Source organism: Pseudomonas sp. GW821-FHT09E12 (assembly GCF_059416085.1).
In genome coordinates, this window is the sequence record NZ_JBWKOM010000001.1 from 1,066,293 (window position 1) to 1,084,079 (window position 17,787).

The 17,787-nt window shown below is 64.1% G+C and carries 13 protein-coding genes; 7 read left to right on the forward strand and 6 right to left on the reverse strand.

Going from position 1 to position 17,787, the window contains the following annotated elements:
• Positions 1-18 precede the first annotated feature (18 nt).
• Positions 19-1,140: a hypothetical protein gene (locus tag AC07PQ_RS04815; RefSeq protein WP_493184341.1), complete on the reverse strand. Its 1,122-nt coding sequence runs from the start codon at positions 1,138-1,140 to the stop codon at positions 19-21.
• 1,259 nt (positions 1,141-2,399) lie between these two features.
• On the opposite strand from AC07PQ_RS04815, the gene AC07PQ_RS04820 reads away from it, so the two are divergent.
• The 3 genes from AC07PQ_RS04820 to AC07PQ_RS04830 are packed head-to-tail and all read left to right on the forward strand — an operon-like array spanning position 2,400 to position 6,456.
• Positions 2,400-2,873, forward strand: a complete 474-nt coding sequence (locus AC07PQ_RS04820; RefSeq protein WP_493184340.1) for a (2Fe-2S)-binding protein — start codon at positions 2,400-2,402, stop codon at positions 2,871-2,873.
• Positions 2,870-5,164: a xanthine dehydrogenase family protein molybdopterin-binding subunit gene (locus tag AC07PQ_RS04825; RefSeq protein WP_493184339.1), complete on the forward strand. Its 2,295-nt coding sequence runs from the start codon at positions 2,870-2,872 to the stop codon at positions 5,162-5,164. Before AC07PQ_RS04820 ends, AC07PQ_RS04825 begins: the two co-directional genes overlap by 4 nt.
• On the forward strand, positions 5,161-6,456 hold the full coding sequence (locus AC07PQ_RS04830) for a cytochrome c (RefSeq protein WP_493184338.1): 1,296 nt from the start codon (positions 5,161-5,163) through the stop codon (positions 6,454-6,456). The genes AC07PQ_RS04825 and AC07PQ_RS04830 overlap by 4 nt, the downstream gene beginning before the upstream one ends.
• A 110-nt stretch (positions 6,457-6,566) precedes the next feature.
• On the opposite strand, the gene AC07PQ_RS04835 is transcribed toward AC07PQ_RS04830, so the two are convergent.
• Together AC07PQ_RS04835 and AC07PQ_RS04840 are read right to left on the reverse strand one after the other, a co-directional pair.
• Entirely contained in the window at positions 6,567-8,693 is a 2,127-nt protein-coding gene (locus tag AC07PQ_RS04835; RefSeq protein WP_493184337.1) for a TonB-dependent siderophore receptor, read from the reverse strand.
• A gap of 150 nt (positions 8,694-8,843) precedes the next feature.
• Entirely contained in the window at positions 8,844-9,749 is a 906-nt protein-coding gene (locus tag AC07PQ_RS04840; RefSeq protein WP_007922821.1) for a LysR family transcriptional regulator, read from the reverse strand.
• A gap of 121 nt (positions 9,750-9,870) precedes the next feature.
• Here AC07PQ_RS04840 and AC07PQ_RS04845 point away from each other — a divergent pair, with 121 nt between their 5' ends.
• A complete protein-coding gene (locus AC07PQ_RS04845) occupies positions 9,871-10,731 on the forward strand; it encodes a type 1 glutamine amidotransferase domain-containing protein (RefSeq protein ID WP_493184336.1) in 861 nt (286 codons plus the stop codon).
• Positions 10,732-10,842: 111 nt separating this feature from the next.
• Positions 10,843-13,062 (forward strand): DNA/RNA non-specific endonuclease, encoded by a 2,220-nt coding sequence (locus AC07PQ_RS04850; RefSeq protein WP_493184335.1) that lies wholly within the window; start codon positions 10,843-10,845, stop codon positions 13,060-13,062.
• A gap of 12 nt (positions 13,063-13,074) precedes the next feature.
• Here the strand turns inward: AC07PQ_RS04850 and AC07PQ_RS04855 are convergent, their stop codons facing one another.
• A complete protein-coding gene (locus AC07PQ_RS04855; RefSeq protein WP_007922837.1) occupies positions 13,075-13,761 on the reverse strand; it encodes a GNAT family N-acetyltransferase in 687 nt (228 codons plus the stop codon).
• A 185-nt stretch (positions 13,762-13,946) separates the two neighbouring features.
• A complete protein-coding gene (locus AC07PQ_RS04860) occupies positions 13,947-14,558 on the reverse strand; it encodes a cell wall hydrolase (RefSeq protein WP_493184334.1) in 612 nt (203 codons plus the stop codon).
• A 225-nt stretch (positions 14,559-14,783) separates the two neighbouring features.
• On the opposite strand from AC07PQ_RS04860, the gene AC07PQ_RS04865 reads away from it, so the two are divergent.
• Positions 14,784-15,635 (forward strand): CAP domain-containing protein, encoded by an 852-nt coding sequence (locus AC07PQ_RS04865; protein ID WP_053261951.1) that lies wholly within the window; start codon positions 14,784-14,786, stop codon positions 15,633-15,635.
• Positions 15,636-16,024: 389 nt separating this feature from the next.
• Positions 16,025-17,071, forward strand: coding sequence for a class I SAM-dependent methyltransferase (locus tag AC07PQ_RS04870; RefSeq protein WP_102681487.1), 1,047 nt, complete (start codon positions 16,025-16,027; stop codon positions 17,069-17,071).
• A 109-nt stretch (positions 17,072-17,180) separates the two neighbouring features.
• On the opposite strand, the gene AC07PQ_RS04875 is transcribed toward AC07PQ_RS04870, so the two are convergent.
• On the reverse strand, positions 17,181-17,630 hold the full coding sequence (locus AC07PQ_RS04875; protein WP_007922843.1) for a hypothetical protein: 450 nt from the start codon (positions 17,628-17,630) through the stop codon (positions 17,181-17,183).
• Positions 17,631-17,787: the final 157 nt, after the last annotated feature.

Genomic DNA, 17,787 nt, shown 5'->3' on the forward strand with positions numbered 1-17,787 from the left:
TGCTTTTATCTTTGTTGATTAAGCTACGGAGTTTATTTTTGGCGTATTGTCGTCATTGAAACCAACGATGACACTCAACTTATTTCCATAATTATCGAGAAATGGAACTGTATATGTATCCTGCCCAAAAGTTGAAACATTGTCCGATGTATGCTCATACTCGATATTCGCCCACGCCATGACAAAGCTGTAAGGCTGCAAGCTATTGACGCCCTTTGATGTAATAGTCCCTCCCTCATACAAGCCACCGCCATCGTCCCACATGTAAAGCTTGGCGATGACTTGGTCGTTTTGAATGCTACTGTTATTATTGATATCAGCATTGTCGGCTGTATTTTTCCGATCCATCGACCAGAATACAAGCTGCTTGAAATAGTTCCACATCGTCTTGTCTTTAAACTCACTCATACGGCATGGAGCAAAGTAGCTATCTTTTGCCGTGTGATAATTCTCAATGTCATCAATATGAGAGAGATAAAATGATGAGCCGTGGTCAGCGACGGTGTCTATATACACTCTATACAAGCGGGAAGAAAGTGAAGCATAGTCTTGATTCCCATTATTTGAATAATTATATGAATAAGTAACGTTATCAAATTTCAACCTGTGTGAATTGCTGCCGGAGTCGTTCGGGGCTGCATAGGTTTTATTTGGAACAAGGTTTACATTGAAGAATGCAGATAGCGAACCACTCGTGGAATTCGATTGATATATGAATGGCTCACCACTGGATCTGTCCCCTTGTAGCTTAATAGCGAGCTTATACTTGCTGCCAGCAGCTCCAGATGTGGCTTTTATCTGGTAGGCTATGGTGTTGCCATAGTCGCTTTCAAGGTTATCTTTATTGTTGGAGAGAGAAGCACCGTCGTAGTAGTAGAGGCAGTACTCACCAGAGTTACCCGTCTCAATAGACAGACCGTTCACTGGAGTGGCATCATCGTAGTTTATCCAAGTGAGAGCATCTATAACATCTTTATCACTGGGTCCTGGCTGGGTCTCATCCTTAAGATTGAAAAGGACTTTGAAGGAGAGTGGTAGTTGATGGTTTCCGTTAGTAAACACCGTACCGGATGTTGATGTCCCATTGTTAGCGTCGATAGCTACATCTGCGATTGAGGTTACATTATCCCAAACAGTCATATTTATTCCTCACTCATCAAAAATTATTTTCACATTGCCAATGTCGAGTGCAAAGTATTGAGTCGCAGTCGATACCTGCATTAATTTCAATGCTACACGCACTGAAAGTGTGATCATGAACTGCACAACAGCCTCCCCTGCTTAGGTTATGAACTGTTCTGCATGGCACTCTCCGTTTTCGATGCTTACCTCTCAGGACAATAGAAACTGACAATCAGCCGAACAAGAAACGCTCATGATTCATTTTTACAGAGGCGTCTCCATACAACTTCTCTGTAGGCATCAGACTATTTCGAGTGCAGAACATTGGTCTGTAGGAGGGACTCTTGAGATGTGGTAGGAGGAATCCCACAGGGGTTACGCCTTGTGCCTGACACCTGAAATGCTTGATATATTTGCGCCGCTCGACTTCAACTAACAGTCGTGACCAGCAGAGATTAGAGATCTCTGGGTTCGCAGCTTGACCAAGTGCACATGAGCTAAGAAAAGGAGGAAATAGTGAGTCGAGTAAAAGCCCTGCAGCCTACTTCGTTGATAGAGCACAAGAAGCGCCAAGCACAAGGATATAGATAGATTGATCCCGCCCCGCTATAAACTCACCCCCAGAGACTTTACTTTTGACATTGCAAGACTCCCTGAAAAATCACGGGAAGAGTTCATGATTCGCTGGTCAAGATGGAGGGCTATAACAACTTATCCCCTGAGGCGCGGAAGGACCTGGAAAGTCCGTTGATCTACACGGCTAAACTCTGGTGCGGAGTTCTCCTGGCCGGCGAACTGGGTGCGCATCTGGTACGGGGACAGACTGGTTGTCTGGCTACCCGGCATTCAAGGCGAAACCATGAGTCAATGCGATCGTCGCTCATAGTGGATTCCGCGCTAAAACTGAGCAAACACTCGATTAACAAGATAAAGGCAGAGTAGCCCCGCCCCGGAAATACACGCACGTACCCATTAGGTTACTGAAGCGACCTCCGCTCATTCACCTGATGCTCTGCAACCTGTCCCAACCTTCCTCAACACATCAGACAAAACAGACTTATCCCTTGCCGTTAGCCCTACCAAAAAATAAGAAATGTCTGATTTATCCCCCCGCCGCAAAACCCGCACGCTTCGCCTCCGCAAACCTGCCCAGAACCTGACCGCCCTCCCCGCGGTCCAGCCCCTTACCGGAGCACGTTGCCGCTTCCAGGCGCTGTCGCGCTTCGCGTCTGGACGAGAACAGCGCCACGTCACTCAGCCACAGGACCCAAGCCGCCATGACCTTTATCCTCAACGGCCACCCGCGTTCACTGGACCATCTGCCTCCCGGCACGCCGCTGCTGTACGCCCTGCGCAACGACTTCGGCCTCAATGGCCCCAAGTACGGCTGCGGCCTGGGGCAATGCGGTGCCTGTACGGTGCTGGTGGAGGGTGTTGCCGCCCGCTCTTGCACCCTGCCGTTGTCCAGTGTGCAAGGCAAACAGGTCACCACCTTGGAAGGCCTGCCGGAACAGGAGCGCCTGCACCCGGTGCAGCAGGCCTTTATCGATAAGCAGGCTGTGCAATGCGGCTATTGCAGCAACGGCATGATCATGACCCTGGTGGCGCTGTTCGAGCGCGAACCCGAGGCCGACGAGCAGCGGATCAAAAACGAACTGGCCTACAACCTCTGCCGCTGCGGCGCGCACTTCGAGATCCTGCGGGCCGCCACCCGGGCGCGCCAGCTGCTGGCAGGACGGAGGTCGGCATGAACCAGCTGCCGCTGACCCGTCGCCGCCTGCTCCAGGCCGGCGGCCTGATCATGATCAGCACCCTGCTGCCCAAACCCCTGCTGGCCACGGCCGAGATTCTTAACTCGAGCGCATTGCCAGCGGACCCGACGCCGGACCATGTCGACAGCTTTATCGCCCTGGACGCCGACGGCCACGTCACCGCGTTCTGCGGTCATGTCGATCTCGGCACCGGGGTACGCACCGCGCTGGCACAGATCGTCGCCGACGAACTGGATGTCGACTTCGAGCAAGTGCGGATGATCCTCGGCGACACCGCCAGCACCCCGGACCAGGGCCCGACCATCGCCAGCGCGACCCTGCAGGTCAGCGCCCTGCCCCTGCGCCAGGCCGCCGCCCAGTTGCGCCAGTGGCTGCTGGAAGGCGCAGCGGAAATCCTCGACCAGCCGATTGCCGGGTTGCGGGTCGAGCGCGGACAGATCTACGCCAGCGCTCGCCCCAAACGGCGCCTGAGCTACGCCGAACTGGCCCGCGGGCAGGACCTGCACCTGCCCCTGGACCCGCGCGTCAAACTCAAGGCGGTCGGCGCCGGTCGCTATGTCGGCCAGTCCACCCCGCGCGTGGACATCCCGGCCAAGGTCACCGGCCAACTGACCTATGTCCACGACCTGCGCCTGGACGGCATGCTCCACGGCCGCGTGGTACGCCCGCCCTACCCCGGCGCCGACGCCAGCGCGCCCTTGGGCCACGCACTGATCGCGGTGGACGCAGCGTCCATCGCGCACTTGCCGGGCATCGTCAGACTGGTGGTGATCGGTGACTTTGTCGGCATCGTCACCGAGCGCGAGGAGCAGGCCATCGACGCCATGCGCCAGCTCAAGGTCCAGTGGAAACCCTGGGACGCGCTGCCCGACCTGCGGCCGGACATCCTGCGTGAAACGCTCCAGGCCCACCCCAAGCAGGACCGCGTGCTGCGTGACGATCCCGGTATCGACAGCAGCCTGGGCACGCTCAACAGCCCGCTCGATGTCGACTATGTCTGGCCCTACCACCTGCATGCCTCCATCGGCCCGTCCTGCGCGGTGGCGATGATCGACGCCGAGCGCGCCGAGGTCTGGACCGGCAGCCAGAACCCCCATGACCTGCGCAAGGACATCGCCCTGCTGCTGGGGCGCGCGCCGCAACAGGTGCAGATCAACCGCATGGAGGCCTCGGGCTGTTACGGACGCAACTGCGCCGACGACGTGGCCGCCGACGCCGCCCTGCTCTCCCAGGCGGTCGGGCGCCCGGTGCGGGTGCAACTGATGCGCGAACAGGAAGCCGGCTGGGAACCCAAGGGCACCGCGCAGCTGATGCAGGTCCGCGGTGGCCTGGACGGCAAACGCGAAGTGGCCGCCTACGAATTGAAAACCTGCTACCCCTCGAACAACGCCCGCACCCTGGCGCTGTTGCTCACCGGCACCGTCGCCAACCGTCCCGACATCCAGCAGATGGGCGACCGCACGGCGATCCCGCAATACCGCTTCCCGCAGATGCGCATCGTCTGCCAGGACGCCGCGCCGATCGTTCGCGCCTCGTGGATGCGCGGGGTCTCCGCGCTGCCCAATGTCTTCGCCCACGAATCCTGGATCGACGAGCTGGCCTACATCGCCCAGCAGGACCCGATCGCCTTCCGCCTGCGCTACCTGGACGACCCGCGCGCCCTGGCGCTGATCGAGGCGCTGAAAAAACAGGCCGACTGGCAGGACGGCAGCGCCCACCGCTACCCGGCGCCGACCTCGCAGGAATGGGCCAAGGGCCGGGGTTTTGCCTATGCCCGGTATTTCCACAGCAAGTTCCCCGGCTTCGGCGCCGCCTGGGCCGCGTGGGTCTGCGACCTGAGCGTCAACCGGCGCACCGGGCAGATTCGCCTGGACAAGATCTTCGTCAGCCACGACTGCGGGCGCATGGTCAACCCGGCCGGCGTGCGTCACCAGGTGCACGGCAATATCGTCCAGTCGTGCAGCCGGGTGCTCAAGGAATACGTCAGCTTCGACCGCTCCGGCAGCACCTCCCTGGAATGGGGCGGCTATCCGATCCTGCGCTTCGACGAATTGCCCGAGGTCGATGTGCAGCTGCTGGACCGCCCGGAAGAACCGTCCATGGGCGCCGGCGAATCGGCCTCGGTACCCAGCGCGGCGGCCATCGCCAACGCGATTTTCGACGCGGTCGGCGTGCGCCTGCGACAAGTGCCCTTTACCCCGGAGCGGGTGTTGCAAGCCTTGCAGCGAGCTCCCGAGACTGACCGCCCTGGCCAGGAGGCTCGCCCATGAGCAAATTCAAGAGCATCGCCGGCTGGAGCCTGACCGCCTTGAGCCTGGTCGCCACCGCGGGCGCCTTTCTCAGTTGGCAGCCGGCTATCGCGCCGCTGGACAATCACGACACCCAGTACTTCAGCCATGAGCAAGTCGCCCGGGGCGAGCAGCTGGCGGCCGTGGGCGATTGCGCGGTCTGCCATACCGCGCCGGGCGGAGCACGCAACGCGGGTGGCCTGGCCATGCGCATCCCGTTCGGCACCCTGTACAGCACCAATATCACCCCCGATCCCGAGACCGGGATCGGCAGCTGGTCCTATCCGGCCTTCGAGCGCGCCATGCGCCACGGCATCGACCGCAACGGGCGTTACCTGTACCCGGCGTTCCCCTACACCGCCTTCACCAAGACCCGCGACGAAGACCTCAAGGCGCTCTACGCCTACCTGATGAGCCAGCCGCCGGTCCGCCACCAGCCACCGCAGACCGACCTGCATTTCCCCTTCAATATCCGCCCGGGCATCCTCGCCTGGAACTGGCTCTACCTCAGGCCCGGCGCCATGGCCGACGATCCCGGGCGCAGCGCCCAGTGGAACCGTGGCGCCTACCTGAGCGAGGGCCTGGGACATTGCAGCGCCTGCCACTCGCCCCGCGACCCGCTGTTCGGCGAACGCGGCGGTGCCCTCCACCTCAGCGGCGGCATCGCCGAAGACTGGAGTGCCCATGCCCTGGCCGGCGGCAATGCGCCGCTGGCCTGGACCGAGCAGGACCTGCTGGACTTCCTGCGCCACGGCTACAGCCCGCGCCACGGCGTCGCCGCCGGCCCCATGGCGCCGGTGACCCACGATGGCCTGATGCACTTGCCGGACGCCGACCTGCAAGCCATCGCCCACTACCTGCACAGCCTGCAACCGGTCAGCGGCGAACAGCCCGACGCCGCCACCCTGAACCGCCAGGCCGAGCAGCGCACCGAGCCCCTCGCCTCCCCCGGCGCACGCCTGTTCTCGGGGGCCTGCATGGCCTGCCACGCCCAGGAAAAAGGCCCGACCCTGACCGGCGTGCGCCCTTCCCTGGCCCTCAACAGCAACCTCTACGCCGACAGCCCCGACAACGCGATCCGCGTGATCCTCGAAGGCATCGCCCAGCCGGCCAACCCAGCGCTGGGCTACATGCCGGCCTTTCGCTACAGCCTCGACGACCAGCAGATCGCCGACCTGCTGGGCTTCCTGCGCCAGGACCTGGCAGGCCAGGCGCCGTGGCAAGGCGTGAAACAACGCGTCGGCCACATCCGCGCCAGCCTGCCACCCGGCTGATCCGTTCCCGCCCATGAAAAAGCCCCGCGAATGCGGGGCTTTTTATCGTTTGCGTTGGGCGCGCAACGCAGGCGGCGCAACAGGTCGATCGGGCACCGCTCAGAACAGGATCAGAAGGTCACGCTGGCACTCAGGCGCGCGGTGCGCGGCTCGCCGACATTAACCTGCAGCTGGCTGCCGGTGGACGACGGGTAGTACTGCTTGTCGAACAGGTTGTCGACGTTGAACTGCAAGCTGGTCTGGTAGCCGAACAGCGGCGACTCCCAACGCACGAAGGCATCGGCCACGGTGTAGCTGCTGAGCCAGAAGTCGTTGGCGTTGTTGGCCGCGCGCTCGCCGACGTAACGCGCGCCGCCGCCGGCATGCCAGGCGCCGAATTCGGCCGGTACGTTCAGGTGATGACTGAGGTACAGGCTGGCGGTGTGCTTGGGTGCGTTGGCCAGACGGTGGCCTTCATTGCTCGGGTCGTCGAGGATTTCCGTGTGGTTGTAGGCGTAGGTGCCGATCAGGTCCCAACGCTCGGCGATGCGCCCGGTGACGTCCAGTTCCACGCCCTGGGAGCCGACCTTGCCGGCGGCTTCCGAAAGGCTCACGCCATTGACCGTGGTGGTGGTCACCACGTTCTTCTTCTCGATGTCGTACAGCGCCAGGTTGATGTTCAGGCCCGGCAGCGGATCGTACTTGGCCCCCACCTCGTAGCTGCGGCCCTCTTCCGGATCGAAGGTCTTACCGGTGTCGTCGACATCGGTGTTGGGCTTGAACGAACGGCTGTAGTTGCCGTACAGCGACAGGCTGTCGGTGGCCTTGAACACCAGGCCGAGGAATGGCACGAAGGTATCGCCATTGCTGTCGCGGTTGACCTTGTAGCTCTTGCCCAGGCCCTGGTCGCTGTACTGGTCGTAATGCTGCTGGCGGCCACCGAAGACCAGGATCCACTGTTCACTTAAATGCCAGTTGTCCTTGAAGTACAGCGAGCTCGAAGTCAGCTGGTTGCGCAGGTTGCTCTGGGCAGCGCTGACCAGGCTCGGCTCGGCCAGGTTGCCGTAGACCGGCGCGGTGATGTTGAAACCGCCCTGGGCGGTGTTGCGATAGGTCTTGCCGCGGTACTGGTCGGAGTGCTCGCTGTCGACGCCCACCAGCAGGTCGTGGCGCTGGCCGAACAGCTCCTGCTGGCCGATGAAGTCCCAGCTGGCATAGCGGGTTTCGTCGTCGTAGTGGGCGCCGTTGGCGGCCCGGCGCAGGGTGTTGCCGGTCAGGCTGTTGGGCTGGGCGATCGACAGGCTGTAGCGGTCGTTGTTCCAGCCGTAGGTGACGCGGGTTTTCCAGGCGTCGCTCAGCTGGTACTCGAAGCGCGCGCTGGCCACTTCGCGGATGCCCACGCTTTTCGCCCAGCGTTCGTCCAGGCGCTTGTCGTAGTCGATGTCCGCCGGGTGCCCGTTGGTGAACACGGTGCCGCGGTCGAAGGGGCTGGAGTAGTCGTTGTATTCGTAGTTCAGGGTCAGGCTGGCGCGCTCGCCAGTCCAGGTCAGCGACGGCGCCACCAGGGTGTGCTCGTTGACTCCGTAGTTGCGCCAGTAGTCCTCATGGCCGCGCTCGGCGATCAGGCGGTAGGCCAGGCCGGTATCGCCCAGCGGCCCGGTGGTGTCCAGGGCCATGCTGCCGCCACCCTCGCTGTAGGCCGAGCCGCTGAGGGTGGTGCTCTGGGAATACTGCGGCTGCTTGCTGATGATGTTCACCAGGCCGCCAGGTTCCAGGGCGCCGTAGAGCATCGACGCCGGGCCCTTGAGCACTTCGACCCGCTCGGTGGTGGCGCTGAAGTTCTGCCCCAGGTTGGAACGCACGCCATCGCGCAGGATCGAGCCGTCGTCGTTGGTGCCGAAACCGCGCTTGACCAGCGAGTCCCGGGAGCCGCCCAGGGTGTTGCCCTGGCTGACGCCGCTGACGAACTTCATGGCGTCGTTCAGCGAGCGCACCTGATAGTCGGCCAGGGTCTGCTGGGTCACCACGTTGATCGACTGCGCCTCCTCCTTGATCGGCACATTGCTTTTGCTCGCCGTGCTGGCTTGCGACGTGGTGTAGCCGGTGTCCTGGCCGAGGCGATCGGCCTGGATATCGGTGGTCGGCAGTTCGACCGCCTCCTGTGCCCACAGCGGGCTGGCGACCAGACAGCAGGACAGTGTCGGCAACAGGCGTTTGATCAGGGTTTTACGGCGGGCACGCGGACAGGATGACTTCAAGGTGTGCACTCAAGGGAGGGAAGGACATGAATAGCAATGATTATCATTGTAATCAGCGCCTGATTCTCAGTAAATCCCCTACCCCACGGGAGTTGGCGCTTTTTTAATCCTTCTCCCGAGCAACGGCGGGACTGATGGCCAGTCGGCCTGTCACTGCGCCACGGCCTGGGTCAGGTGATCGATCAGGGCCCGCGCCGCTGCCGACAGCTGGCGGTGCGGCGGGTAGATCACCGAGAACGGCCGCGAACGTCCACCCGCCTGCGGCAGCAGTTCCACCAGGCGGCCGCTGGCGATCCGCTCGCGAACGATGAACTCGTAGGTCTGACAGATACCCATGCCGTGTTCGGCCAGGGACACGATGCCCAGCACATCGTCGGCCACCTGGATATTCGCCTGGGGCGTCCACTCCAGGTCCCGCCCCTGCTCGCGCAGCAGCCAGGCACCGACCCGGCCGCTGCTGGGCATGATGAACGGCAGGCAGGCATGGGCCGCCAGGTCCTCCAGGCGCCGGGGCGTGCCGGCGCGGCGCAGGTAGTCGGGGGACGCCACCAGGCACAGCGGCGCGTCCTCCAGCTTGCGCCCGACCAGGCCGCTGTCGGGCAGTGGCCCGAGGCGGATCGCCAGGTCGTAACCCTCGGCCACCAGGTCGACATTGCGGTTGCTGATGCTCAGCTCGATGCGCACCTGCGGGTAGTGCCGGGCAAAGCCGCCGAGCAGCGCCGGCAGCCGGTAATGGCCATAGGTGGTCGGCACGCTCAGGCGCACTCGCCCGTTCAGCTCGCCGTCCTGGCCCTGGATGCTGCGCTCCGCGCCGTCGATCAACTCGAACGCCGCCCGCGACTGTTCCAGGTACAACAGGCCGGCTTCGGTCAGGCTCAGGCGTCTGGTGGTACGCCGTAGCAACTGCACGCCCAGGCGCGCCTCCAGCCGGGAAATCGCCCGGCTGACCACTGAAGGCGTGGTGCCCAAGGCCACCGCGCCGGCGCTCAACGAGCCCTTTTCCACCACGCTGACGAACACCTCGACGTCAGCCAGATAATCGAATCGACGGCTCACCTTTATCTCCAGGGAACAAGTGATTTCCAGTGGCGCGAGTTTATCGCCCACAAAGGCATGAATACAGTGAATCACCCGTCGGTCACCGCCGGCTCCCTGACCTCACACCCTGGAAACCCACATGCGCCCACTCAGTACCCTCGCTCTTGCCATGAGCATCACCGCCGCCACCTTCAACGCCCAGGCCGCAAACGTCCTGGTGGTGCTCTCGGACGCCGACCACCTCGACCTCAAGGACGGCAAGGTGTTTGCCACCGGCTTCTACCTCAACGAACTGATGCAGCCGGTCAAACAGCTGCTCGACGCCGGCCACTCGGTGACCTTCGCCACCCCGCAGGGCAAGGCCCCGACCCTGGACCGCTCGTCCACCGACAAGATGTATTTCAACAACGATGTCGCCGCGCTGCAGGCGCACCAGGCGCTGCTCGACCAGTTGAAAATCACCTCCTCCGGCGAATCGCCGGTGATCAGCCTGGCCCGGGTCGAGCAGATCGGCTACGAGCATTTTGATGCGTTGTATGTGCCCGGCGGCCACGCGCCGATGCAGGACCTGCTGCACAGCCCCGAGCTGGGCCGGCTGCTGAGCAATTTCCATCAGAACAACAAAACCACCGCCCTGGTCTGCCACGGCCCGATCGCCCTGCTGTCGACCCTGCCCCAGGCGCAGGACTTCACCCGGCAACTGGCCAACGGCGGCAAGGCCAGCGCCCCAGGCTGGATCTACGCCGGCTACCGGTTCACGGTGATCAGCAACCAGGAAGAGGAATTGGCCAAGGGCCTGCTGGGCGGCGGCGCCATGCGCTTCTACCCGCAAACCGCCCTGGAACAGGCCGGCGGCCTGTACCGCAGCAACCGCTCGCCATGGAGCGAGAACGTGGTGATCGACCGCGAGCTGGTGACCGGGCAGAACCCGGGCTCGGCCCAGGGCGTGGCCAAGGTGTTGCTGGAACGCTTGCAGGAGCGCGCCGGCAAAGGCGCGTAAAGGCCGGTGGATCCGACGAGCCGGCATGCCGCCAGCCGTCTGCCAGCGCGCTGGTTGTCTACGCTCAAATGGCTAGCCTGAAAGGAATCCCGTACTCGCCAGGAGCTGCCCATGAGCAAGACGCCAGATGCCGTTGCCACTGCCCGCCGAAGCAACATGGCCAAAGCCCTGCAACGCTGGAACCAGCAGGCCGGAGCACGCAGCGAATCGCAGTCGCGCATCCGCGAACTGGGCCCGGGCGCCGGCGACTCACCGCAGCAATTGGCCAAGTGGATCGCCCGCGAGAACGCCCGTGCCCTGTTGACCCGGGCCGGGCTGGAACGCCGGATCGGCACCTGGGACCCAACCTTCTACGCCCCCAGCGAGGCCGCCCGCCAGGCGGCAAGGCCGGTGGCGCGGTTGGTCAATGCGCCACGCCCGGGCACGGTGGTCGAGGGTTTCGCTACCGGTTTCCTGGTCTCGCCCAGCCTGTTGCTGACCAACCAGCATGTGTTTCCCCGGTATGTGGATGCCGTGGATTGCGCCGCCAACTTTCTCTACGAAAGGCAGGAGCGCGGCATCAACGAAGGCACCTACTTCAACCTGCAGCCGGACCAGTTCTACTTCGCCGACGAGGCGCTGGACTTCTGCCTGGTGGCCATCTCCACGCAGGGCTCACGCGGCGAGGCGCTGTCGGACTACGGCTGCATCCGCCTGATCGAAGCCACCGGCAAGACCCTGCGTGGCCGGCCGATGAACATCATCCAGCACCCCGATGGCGGCCCGCGCCAGTACGCCACCACCCACAACCGGCTGCTGGACATCCTCGACCAGGGCTTCCTGCATTACGAAACCGACACCGCCGAAGGCGCTTCCGGCTCCCCGGTGTTCAGCGACAACTGGGAGCTGATCGCCTTGCACCACTGCGGCATCCCCAGGACCGACGAAGCCGGCAACATCCTCAAGACCGACCACAGCATCTGGAACCCCGAAGGGGACGAGGAAAGCACGGTGGACTGGGTGGCCAACGAGGGCACCCGGGTCAGCAGCATCATTGGCGCGCTCAAGGCCCTGCAACTGAGTGGCAGGCCGGCCGAGCTGCTGGCCCAGCTCATGGAGCTGACCCCCGACCCGCTAGCCGTGCTCAGCACCAACGAAACCCTGCCCGCGGCGCCACACCGCCCAGGAGCGCCCGATATGTCGCAGAACATCTTTCATATCTCCGGCCCCACCACCATCAGCATCGTCAGCCACGCCGCGGACAGCCCGGCCAGCGTCATGCCCATCCTCAATCTGGCGCCTGCCGAGCCGGTGCCTGCCGCGCCGGCTCCGGCAGCCGCGGCGCTGGAAAAGACCCTGACCTTCGACCTCGACTACGCCGCCCGCAAAGGCTACGACCCGGATTTTCTTGGGGTGCCCGTCCCGCCGCCCGCTATCGAGGGCATGCGGCTGGCCCAGCTCTACCGGGTCGGCGACTACCGCGAACACCTCGCCTCGGCCCGCAACGTACCGCCAGTGCCGCTTGCCGGCCTGGATGACGAGGCGCCGCTGGCCCTGCCCTACCACCACTATTCGCTGGTGATGAACAAGGATTACCGCATGCCGATGTGGACCGCCTGCAATGTCGACTACCGGCCCGAGGTCCGTGGCGATACCCGCGCGCGCAAGAAGTACGGTGGCGAAAGCTGGCGCCTCGACCGCCGGGTGCCGAGCCGCTACCAGCTCACCAACGGCGATATCTACGGGCCGGCCGGCAACTTCGATCGTGGCCATATCGTGCGCCGCGAAGACAGCTGCTGGGGGCAGCCGGGGCTCGATACCGAGTACGCCAACGCCGACACCTACCACTGGACCAACTGCACGCCGCAGCACGAGCTGTTCAACCAGGAATCGCCCGACGGTGCCGAATACCGCAATCGCAAAGGGGTCTGGGGTTACTTCGAAAACGAGCTGGCCGAGCAGATCGAAACGGGCGGCGGCCAGGCGATCATCTTCGCCGGCCCGGTACTGGACCAGACCTCCTGCGTGGAACAGGACTTCGGCAAGGGCCCGGTGCGCTACCCGACCCGCTTCTGGAAAATCGTCATAGTGCCCAAGGACGAATCGCGCACCCCGGAACTGCTGGCCTACGGATTCCTGTTCGATCAGAGCGAGGTCATCAAGGAGTTCGGCCTCAACGTCAAGGAAGCCGTCCAGGACCTGGCCAACACCTTCCAGAAGCAGAAGGTGCCGCTCACGGCCATCTGCCTGCTCACGGGGATTTCCCTGACGCCGTCGATCATGGCCGCCGACCAGTACAAGCAGCCTGACCGCCCGGTACCAGGAGTCTTGCGGCTGAAACCTGGCAGGTGAAACCGGGCGGCTTCAGCCCTGCCCCAGGCGCTCGCGGACCAGGGCCTGGGCGTTGCGGGTCATCTGGTCGAGGTGGCGGTCACGCTGTTTTTCGGCATCGAGCATTGCCCGCTTGCCATGCTTTTGCAGCAGGTAGCTGTGGATCTGCCGTACCTCCAGCGAGCGATAGATCGGCGCCGTGTCCAGCAGGCCCATCAAACCGTCGGTAGCGTGATCGCGGGTATTCATCAGCACCTGCGGGCCACGCACGCCCAGCACCTGGAAACCCAGCGCTTCGAACCAGGCCACCTTGCCCACCGCGCAGGTCAGTTCGGCATGGGGGTAGCGCTCGCGCATCCGTGCCAGCAGCGCCCGCGCGATCCCCTGCCGGCGATGGCTGGCACGCACCGCCATATAGGCCACGCCGCACGCCTCGGGATCGTCCTTGACCGGCAGGTACAGCACAAAACCCAGCACCTGCTGCGGGTCGTCCTCGTCAGTGGCCACCAGCAGTTCCACGGCGATGCCCCGGGAGCCGTCCAGGGCCTGCAGATACAGATGCACCTCAAAGCCGATGGCGTACTGGTAGATGTTGTACAGCAGGTTGCTGGGCGGGATCGCTACCGCGCTGATGTCGGTCAGGTAGTCGACCACCATTTGCAGGATCTGGCTGTTGACGGCTTCCGGGCACGGGGTCTGGAAGTGGCTGATGATCGGCATTGCGCGGTGGGCTCCAAAGGTTGAGGCACGCCTGGGACAGCAGGCGTCGGCGGCGGGCCGGCATGATACTCCGCCCGCGTATTTGACGCAGTCCCTGTAGGAGCGAGCTTGCTCGCGATGCGGCGTGTCAGCACGGACGCTATCGCGAGCAAGCTCGCTCCTACAGATGGCCTGGGTAAACCGGGCTAACGGGCGCTGTCGCCTCGTGGTTTGTAGAACAGGAACTTGCCGGTCTCGGCGGTCTTGCGGTATTGCCTGGCCCAATCGGGCCGCACGCGCCGGTCATGGAAATACAGGGCGCCGTGGGTGCGGTCCGCGAGTTGCTGGTTGAGCGCCTTGCGCGCGATTTCCTTGGCCGCGATGTAGGGCTCATCTTCCTTCACCTGATCCGCACGCCCGTCGCACCACCAGGAAAACTGACAGGCGCGCTGCTCCGACCCCTGCTTGACCACCGCGCACACCGTATCGGGAAACCCCTCATGGCCGAGCCGGTTGAGCACCACGCTGGCCACGGCTTCCATGTCGGCGGCGGCCCCGCCCTTGGCTTCCCAGTAGATGGACCGCGCCAGGCAAGTAATGGCGTCGTCCAGCGGCGCGGCGCCCGCCGGGTCCACCGCCTGGGCCTCGGGAGGGGTAATGGTTTCGCTGCGTGGCGCCGGCTGCTGGTCCGCGGCTTTCTGCTCCAGGACCTGGGCCTTGTCCTGCGCCACTTCGGGGTCCGCTGTTTCAGCCTCGGCCATCGCCAGCCCTCCGCACAGGAGGATCAGAAAACCGCCGGCAATCGCTGTCGGACGCATGCTCGTACCTTCGCCAAAAGCCCGATCCGGGCACGGGAAAGCCGCCGCCAGCCTGCCGGCCGGCAGCGACTGGACTTGAGTGTAGTTCGCCGCCGTCCACCCGTAACCTGCACCGCGCCGGCAACGGCAAGGACGGATAACGGCGCCGGTTTTCGGCAAAAAGACCTTGCGCCGAACGGGGCAAAATCGCGCATCATGGGCGCAATTCGCTCAAGGGAGACCTCCATGCGCTGCCTGTCCTCCGTTCTGCCGCTGACCCTGTTGTCGCTGAGCATGGCCTTCGCCACCGCTGCCGTGGCGAGCGACGAGACGCAACTGGTGACATCGATCAATAGCTACCGCAGCCAGGTCCAGCGCTGCGCCGGCCAGGTGTCCCAGGAACTGCCGCCGCTGGCCGCCGACCCGCGCCTGGTGCTGCCGGCCAACAGCATCGGCAACCTGCAGCAGGCCCTGGCCAGCAGTGCCTACCCGATGGTCAATGTGCAGGCCATCAGCCTGTCCGGACCGCGCAATGCCCAGGCGGCCATGAAGGCGGTGCAGGAAAGTTTCTGCCAGGTGGTGCTGGACCCGCAGTTCGTCGATATCGGTGTCAGCCGCACCGGCCAGGAATGGCGCATCGTCCTCGCCCGGCCACTGCTGACCGCACGCCTCGGCGACTGGCAGGCCGAGGGCCAGAAGCTCCTGGAAAGCCTCAACAGCGCCCGCGCGCAACCGCGCCAGTGCGGCAACCAGATCTTCGCCGCCGCCACCCCGCTGGCCTGGAACGCCACCCTGGCCAGCGCGGCCCAGGACCATACCCGGGACATGGCCAATCACAACTTCTTCGATCACAAGGACCGCGACGGTCGCACCCCCGGCGACCGTGCCGAACTGGCGGGTTATGCCGGCCAGCAGATCGGCGAGAACATCGCCGCCGGCCAGGACAGCGTGCGCAAGGTGGTCGATGGCTGGCTGGCCAGCCCGGGCCATTGCGCCAACCTGATGAACCCGCAGTATCGCGAGCTGGGCGCGTCCTATGCGGTCGATCCGAAAAGCGATGCCGGCATCTACTGGACCGCGATGTTCGGCACGCCTTGACGGCCTGACCGACCTTGCCCCGGGGCGCCGTCAGCGGCGCCCCGCCCCCTCATCGGCCAATCCCGCGACGCCCCCTCCGGGCAACTAAACTGACTCATCTACCGACCAGCAATCGCTTGCTCCGGGCGTCCCGGAACCCACGCGCAGCCTCGCCTGCCGCCACGGGTTCGACGCCCAGGCCCGATGGCCAGCCTCATCTGCCTGAACGGTAGGCACGCACCCCGTCCCCCGCGGGAGGCGTGCGTCAGTTCTTCAGAACACGGGCCGGCCCTGCCAGGCCCGCTCATTCGGCAGCGCCGGGACATGGCCTCCCCGCGCACGCCGCGTATCTCCATCCGGCCACTGCCGGGCCGTCGGCGGCAGTGCCCCTCACAGCGGAGGACCAGGCCATGGACGAAGCCAAGCTCAACGATTTCATGGGCAAGCTGGTGTCAGACATGGGCGGCGCGGCGATGCTCGCCAATATGATTGTCGGCGAAGAACTGGGCCTGTACCGGGCCATGGCCGACAGTCGTTTCGTCAGCCCCGAGGCGCTGGCCGCCAAGACCGGCTGCAACGCGCGGCTGCTGCGCGAATGGCTGAGCGCCCATGCCGCGTCCGGCTACATGGAACACCAGGGCGGCCAGTTCCGCCTGCCGGAAGAACAAGCCCTGGCGCTGGCCATCGAGGACTCGCCGGTGTACGTGGCCGGTGGCGCCGTGGTGGTCTCTGCGCTGTTTCACGACAAGGACAAACTGCTGGCGGCGATGCGCGGCGACGGCGCCCTGGCCTGGGGTGATCACCACCCCTGCATGTTCAGCGGCACCGAGCGCTTCTTCCGCCCCGGCTATCGGGCGCACCTGGTGGCCGAGTGGCTGCCGGCCCTGGACGGCGCGGTGGAAAAACTCCAGGCCGGGGCCAAGGTGGCCGACATCGGCTGCGGCCATGGCGCCTCGACGGTGATCATGGCCCAGGCCTTCCCCGCCTCGCGGTTTTTCGGTTTCGACTACCACCAGCCCTCCATCGCCACCGCGACGCAACGGGCCGAGGAAGCCGGGGTGACCGGCCGCGTGCAGTTCTCCCAGGCCAGCGCCAAGACCTACCCCGGCAACGACTACGACCTGATCTGCTTCTTCGACTGCCTGCACGACATGGGCGACCCGGTGGGCGCCGCGCAACATGCCTTCCAGGCGCTGAAAGACGACGGCAGCGTGCTGCTGGTCGAACCGTTCGCCAACGATAAACTGGACCAGAACATCACCCCGGTCGGCCGGCTGTTCTATGCCGCCTCGACCTTTATCTGCACGCCCAACTCGCTGTCCCAGGAAGTCGGCCTGGGGCTCGGTGCCCAGGCCGGCGAAGCGCGCCTGCGCCAGGTCTTCAGCGAAGCCGGCTTCAGCCAGTTCCGCCGGGCCGCAGAGACGCCGTTCAACCTGATTCTCGAGGCACGTAAATAAAGGAGAATCGTGCAAGTAACAGGGTCATGTCGGCGTCGTGCCCTGAAAACGCAAAACGGCACCCGGGAAACCCCGGGTGCCGTGCTTCTGTACCGCAATGGATAGCGCCTTACGCCGCCGGCAGATCCACCAGCACCACCGCCTGTTGCCCTACGCACAACAGCCGGCCGCCATGATGGGCCACATACTCCCGGGCCTCGTCCGGCGACGAGAACCAGCAGTTGAGATGGCCCGCCTGGCGGTAGACCAGTTCAAAATGCTGCAACTGCTCGGGCGCCAGCTCGTCGAGAACCTGGCGGTAGGTCTCCCAACTGGCAAAACCGGCCTCGCTGGCCAGGGTGCGCAACAGATGTTTGCGCTGCACCTTGTCGCGCTGCCGATACAGCTCGGGCAACGACAGGCCAGGCAAACTGTTGCTCGCCAGCAAGCGCCGCAGGATCGGCAAGGCGCCGGCCAGCGAACCGCTGGTCGCAGTGCGATGCAGGCGTTTGGCTTCGCGCAGTACCAGGCTGGCGGCCTGACTGGCGGGTGAACGGGGAACGGATTTCTGGATAGGCATACCAACTCCAAGAGAATCGGCCTGCTCGCTATTGGCCCGGAGGGGGTATGCAAGCGTGCTGCTTGCGGGAATTGAAGGTGCTTGCGCTTTCGCGAGGTGGGCGCCCAGGAAGCCCGGCCGCCATACTAACCAATCCATCCCGGGCTGCCCATCCCTG

Bases quoted from the DNA above. Each gene is read 5' to 3' on its own strand.
- AC07PQ_RS04845 (WP_493184336.1), top strand. From the start codon at position 9,871: ATGCGCCCACTCAGTACCCTCGCTCTTGCCATGAGCATCACCGCCGCC.
- AC07PQ_RS04850 (WP_493184335.1), top strand. From the start codon at position 10,843: ATGAGCAAGACGCCAGATGCCGTTGCCACTGCCCGCCGAAGCAACATG.
- AC07PQ_RS04870 (WP_102681487.1), top strand. From the start codon at position 16,025: ATGGACGAAGCCAAGCTCAACGATTTCATGGGCAAGCTGGTGTCAGAC.
- AC07PQ_RS04820 (WP_493184340.1), top strand. From the start codon at position 2,400: ATGACCTTTATCCTCAACGGCCACCCGCGTTCACTGGACCATCTGCCT.
- AC07PQ_RS04875 (WP_007922843.1), bottom strand. From the start codon at position 17,630: ATGCCTATCCAGAAATCCGTTCCCCGTTCACCCGCCAGTCAGGCCGCC.
- AC07PQ_RS04865 (WP_053261951.1), top strand. From the start codon at position 14,784: ATGCGCTGCCTGTCCTCCGTTCTGCCGCTGACCCTGTTGTCGCTGAGC.
- AC07PQ_RS04815 (WP_493184341.1), bottom strand. From the start codon at position 1,140: ATGACTGTTTGGGATAATGTAACCTCAATCGCAGATGTAGCTATCGAC.
- AC07PQ_RS04855 (WP_007922837.1), bottom strand. From the start codon at position 13,761: ATGCCGATCATCAGCCACTTCCAGACCCCGTGCCCGGAAGCCGTCAAC.
- AC07PQ_RS04825 (WP_493184339.1), top strand. From the start codon at position 2,870: ATGAACCAGCTGCCGCTGACCCGTCGCCGCCTGCTCCAGGCCGGCGGC.
- AC07PQ_RS04860 (WP_493184334.1), bottom strand. From the start codon at position 14,558: ATGCGTCCGACAGCGATTGCCGGCGGTTTTCTGATCCTCCTGTGCGGA.
- AC07PQ_RS04830 (WP_493184338.1), top strand. From the start codon at position 5,161: ATGAGCAAATTCAAGAGCATCGCCGGCTGGAGCCTGACCGCCTTGAGC.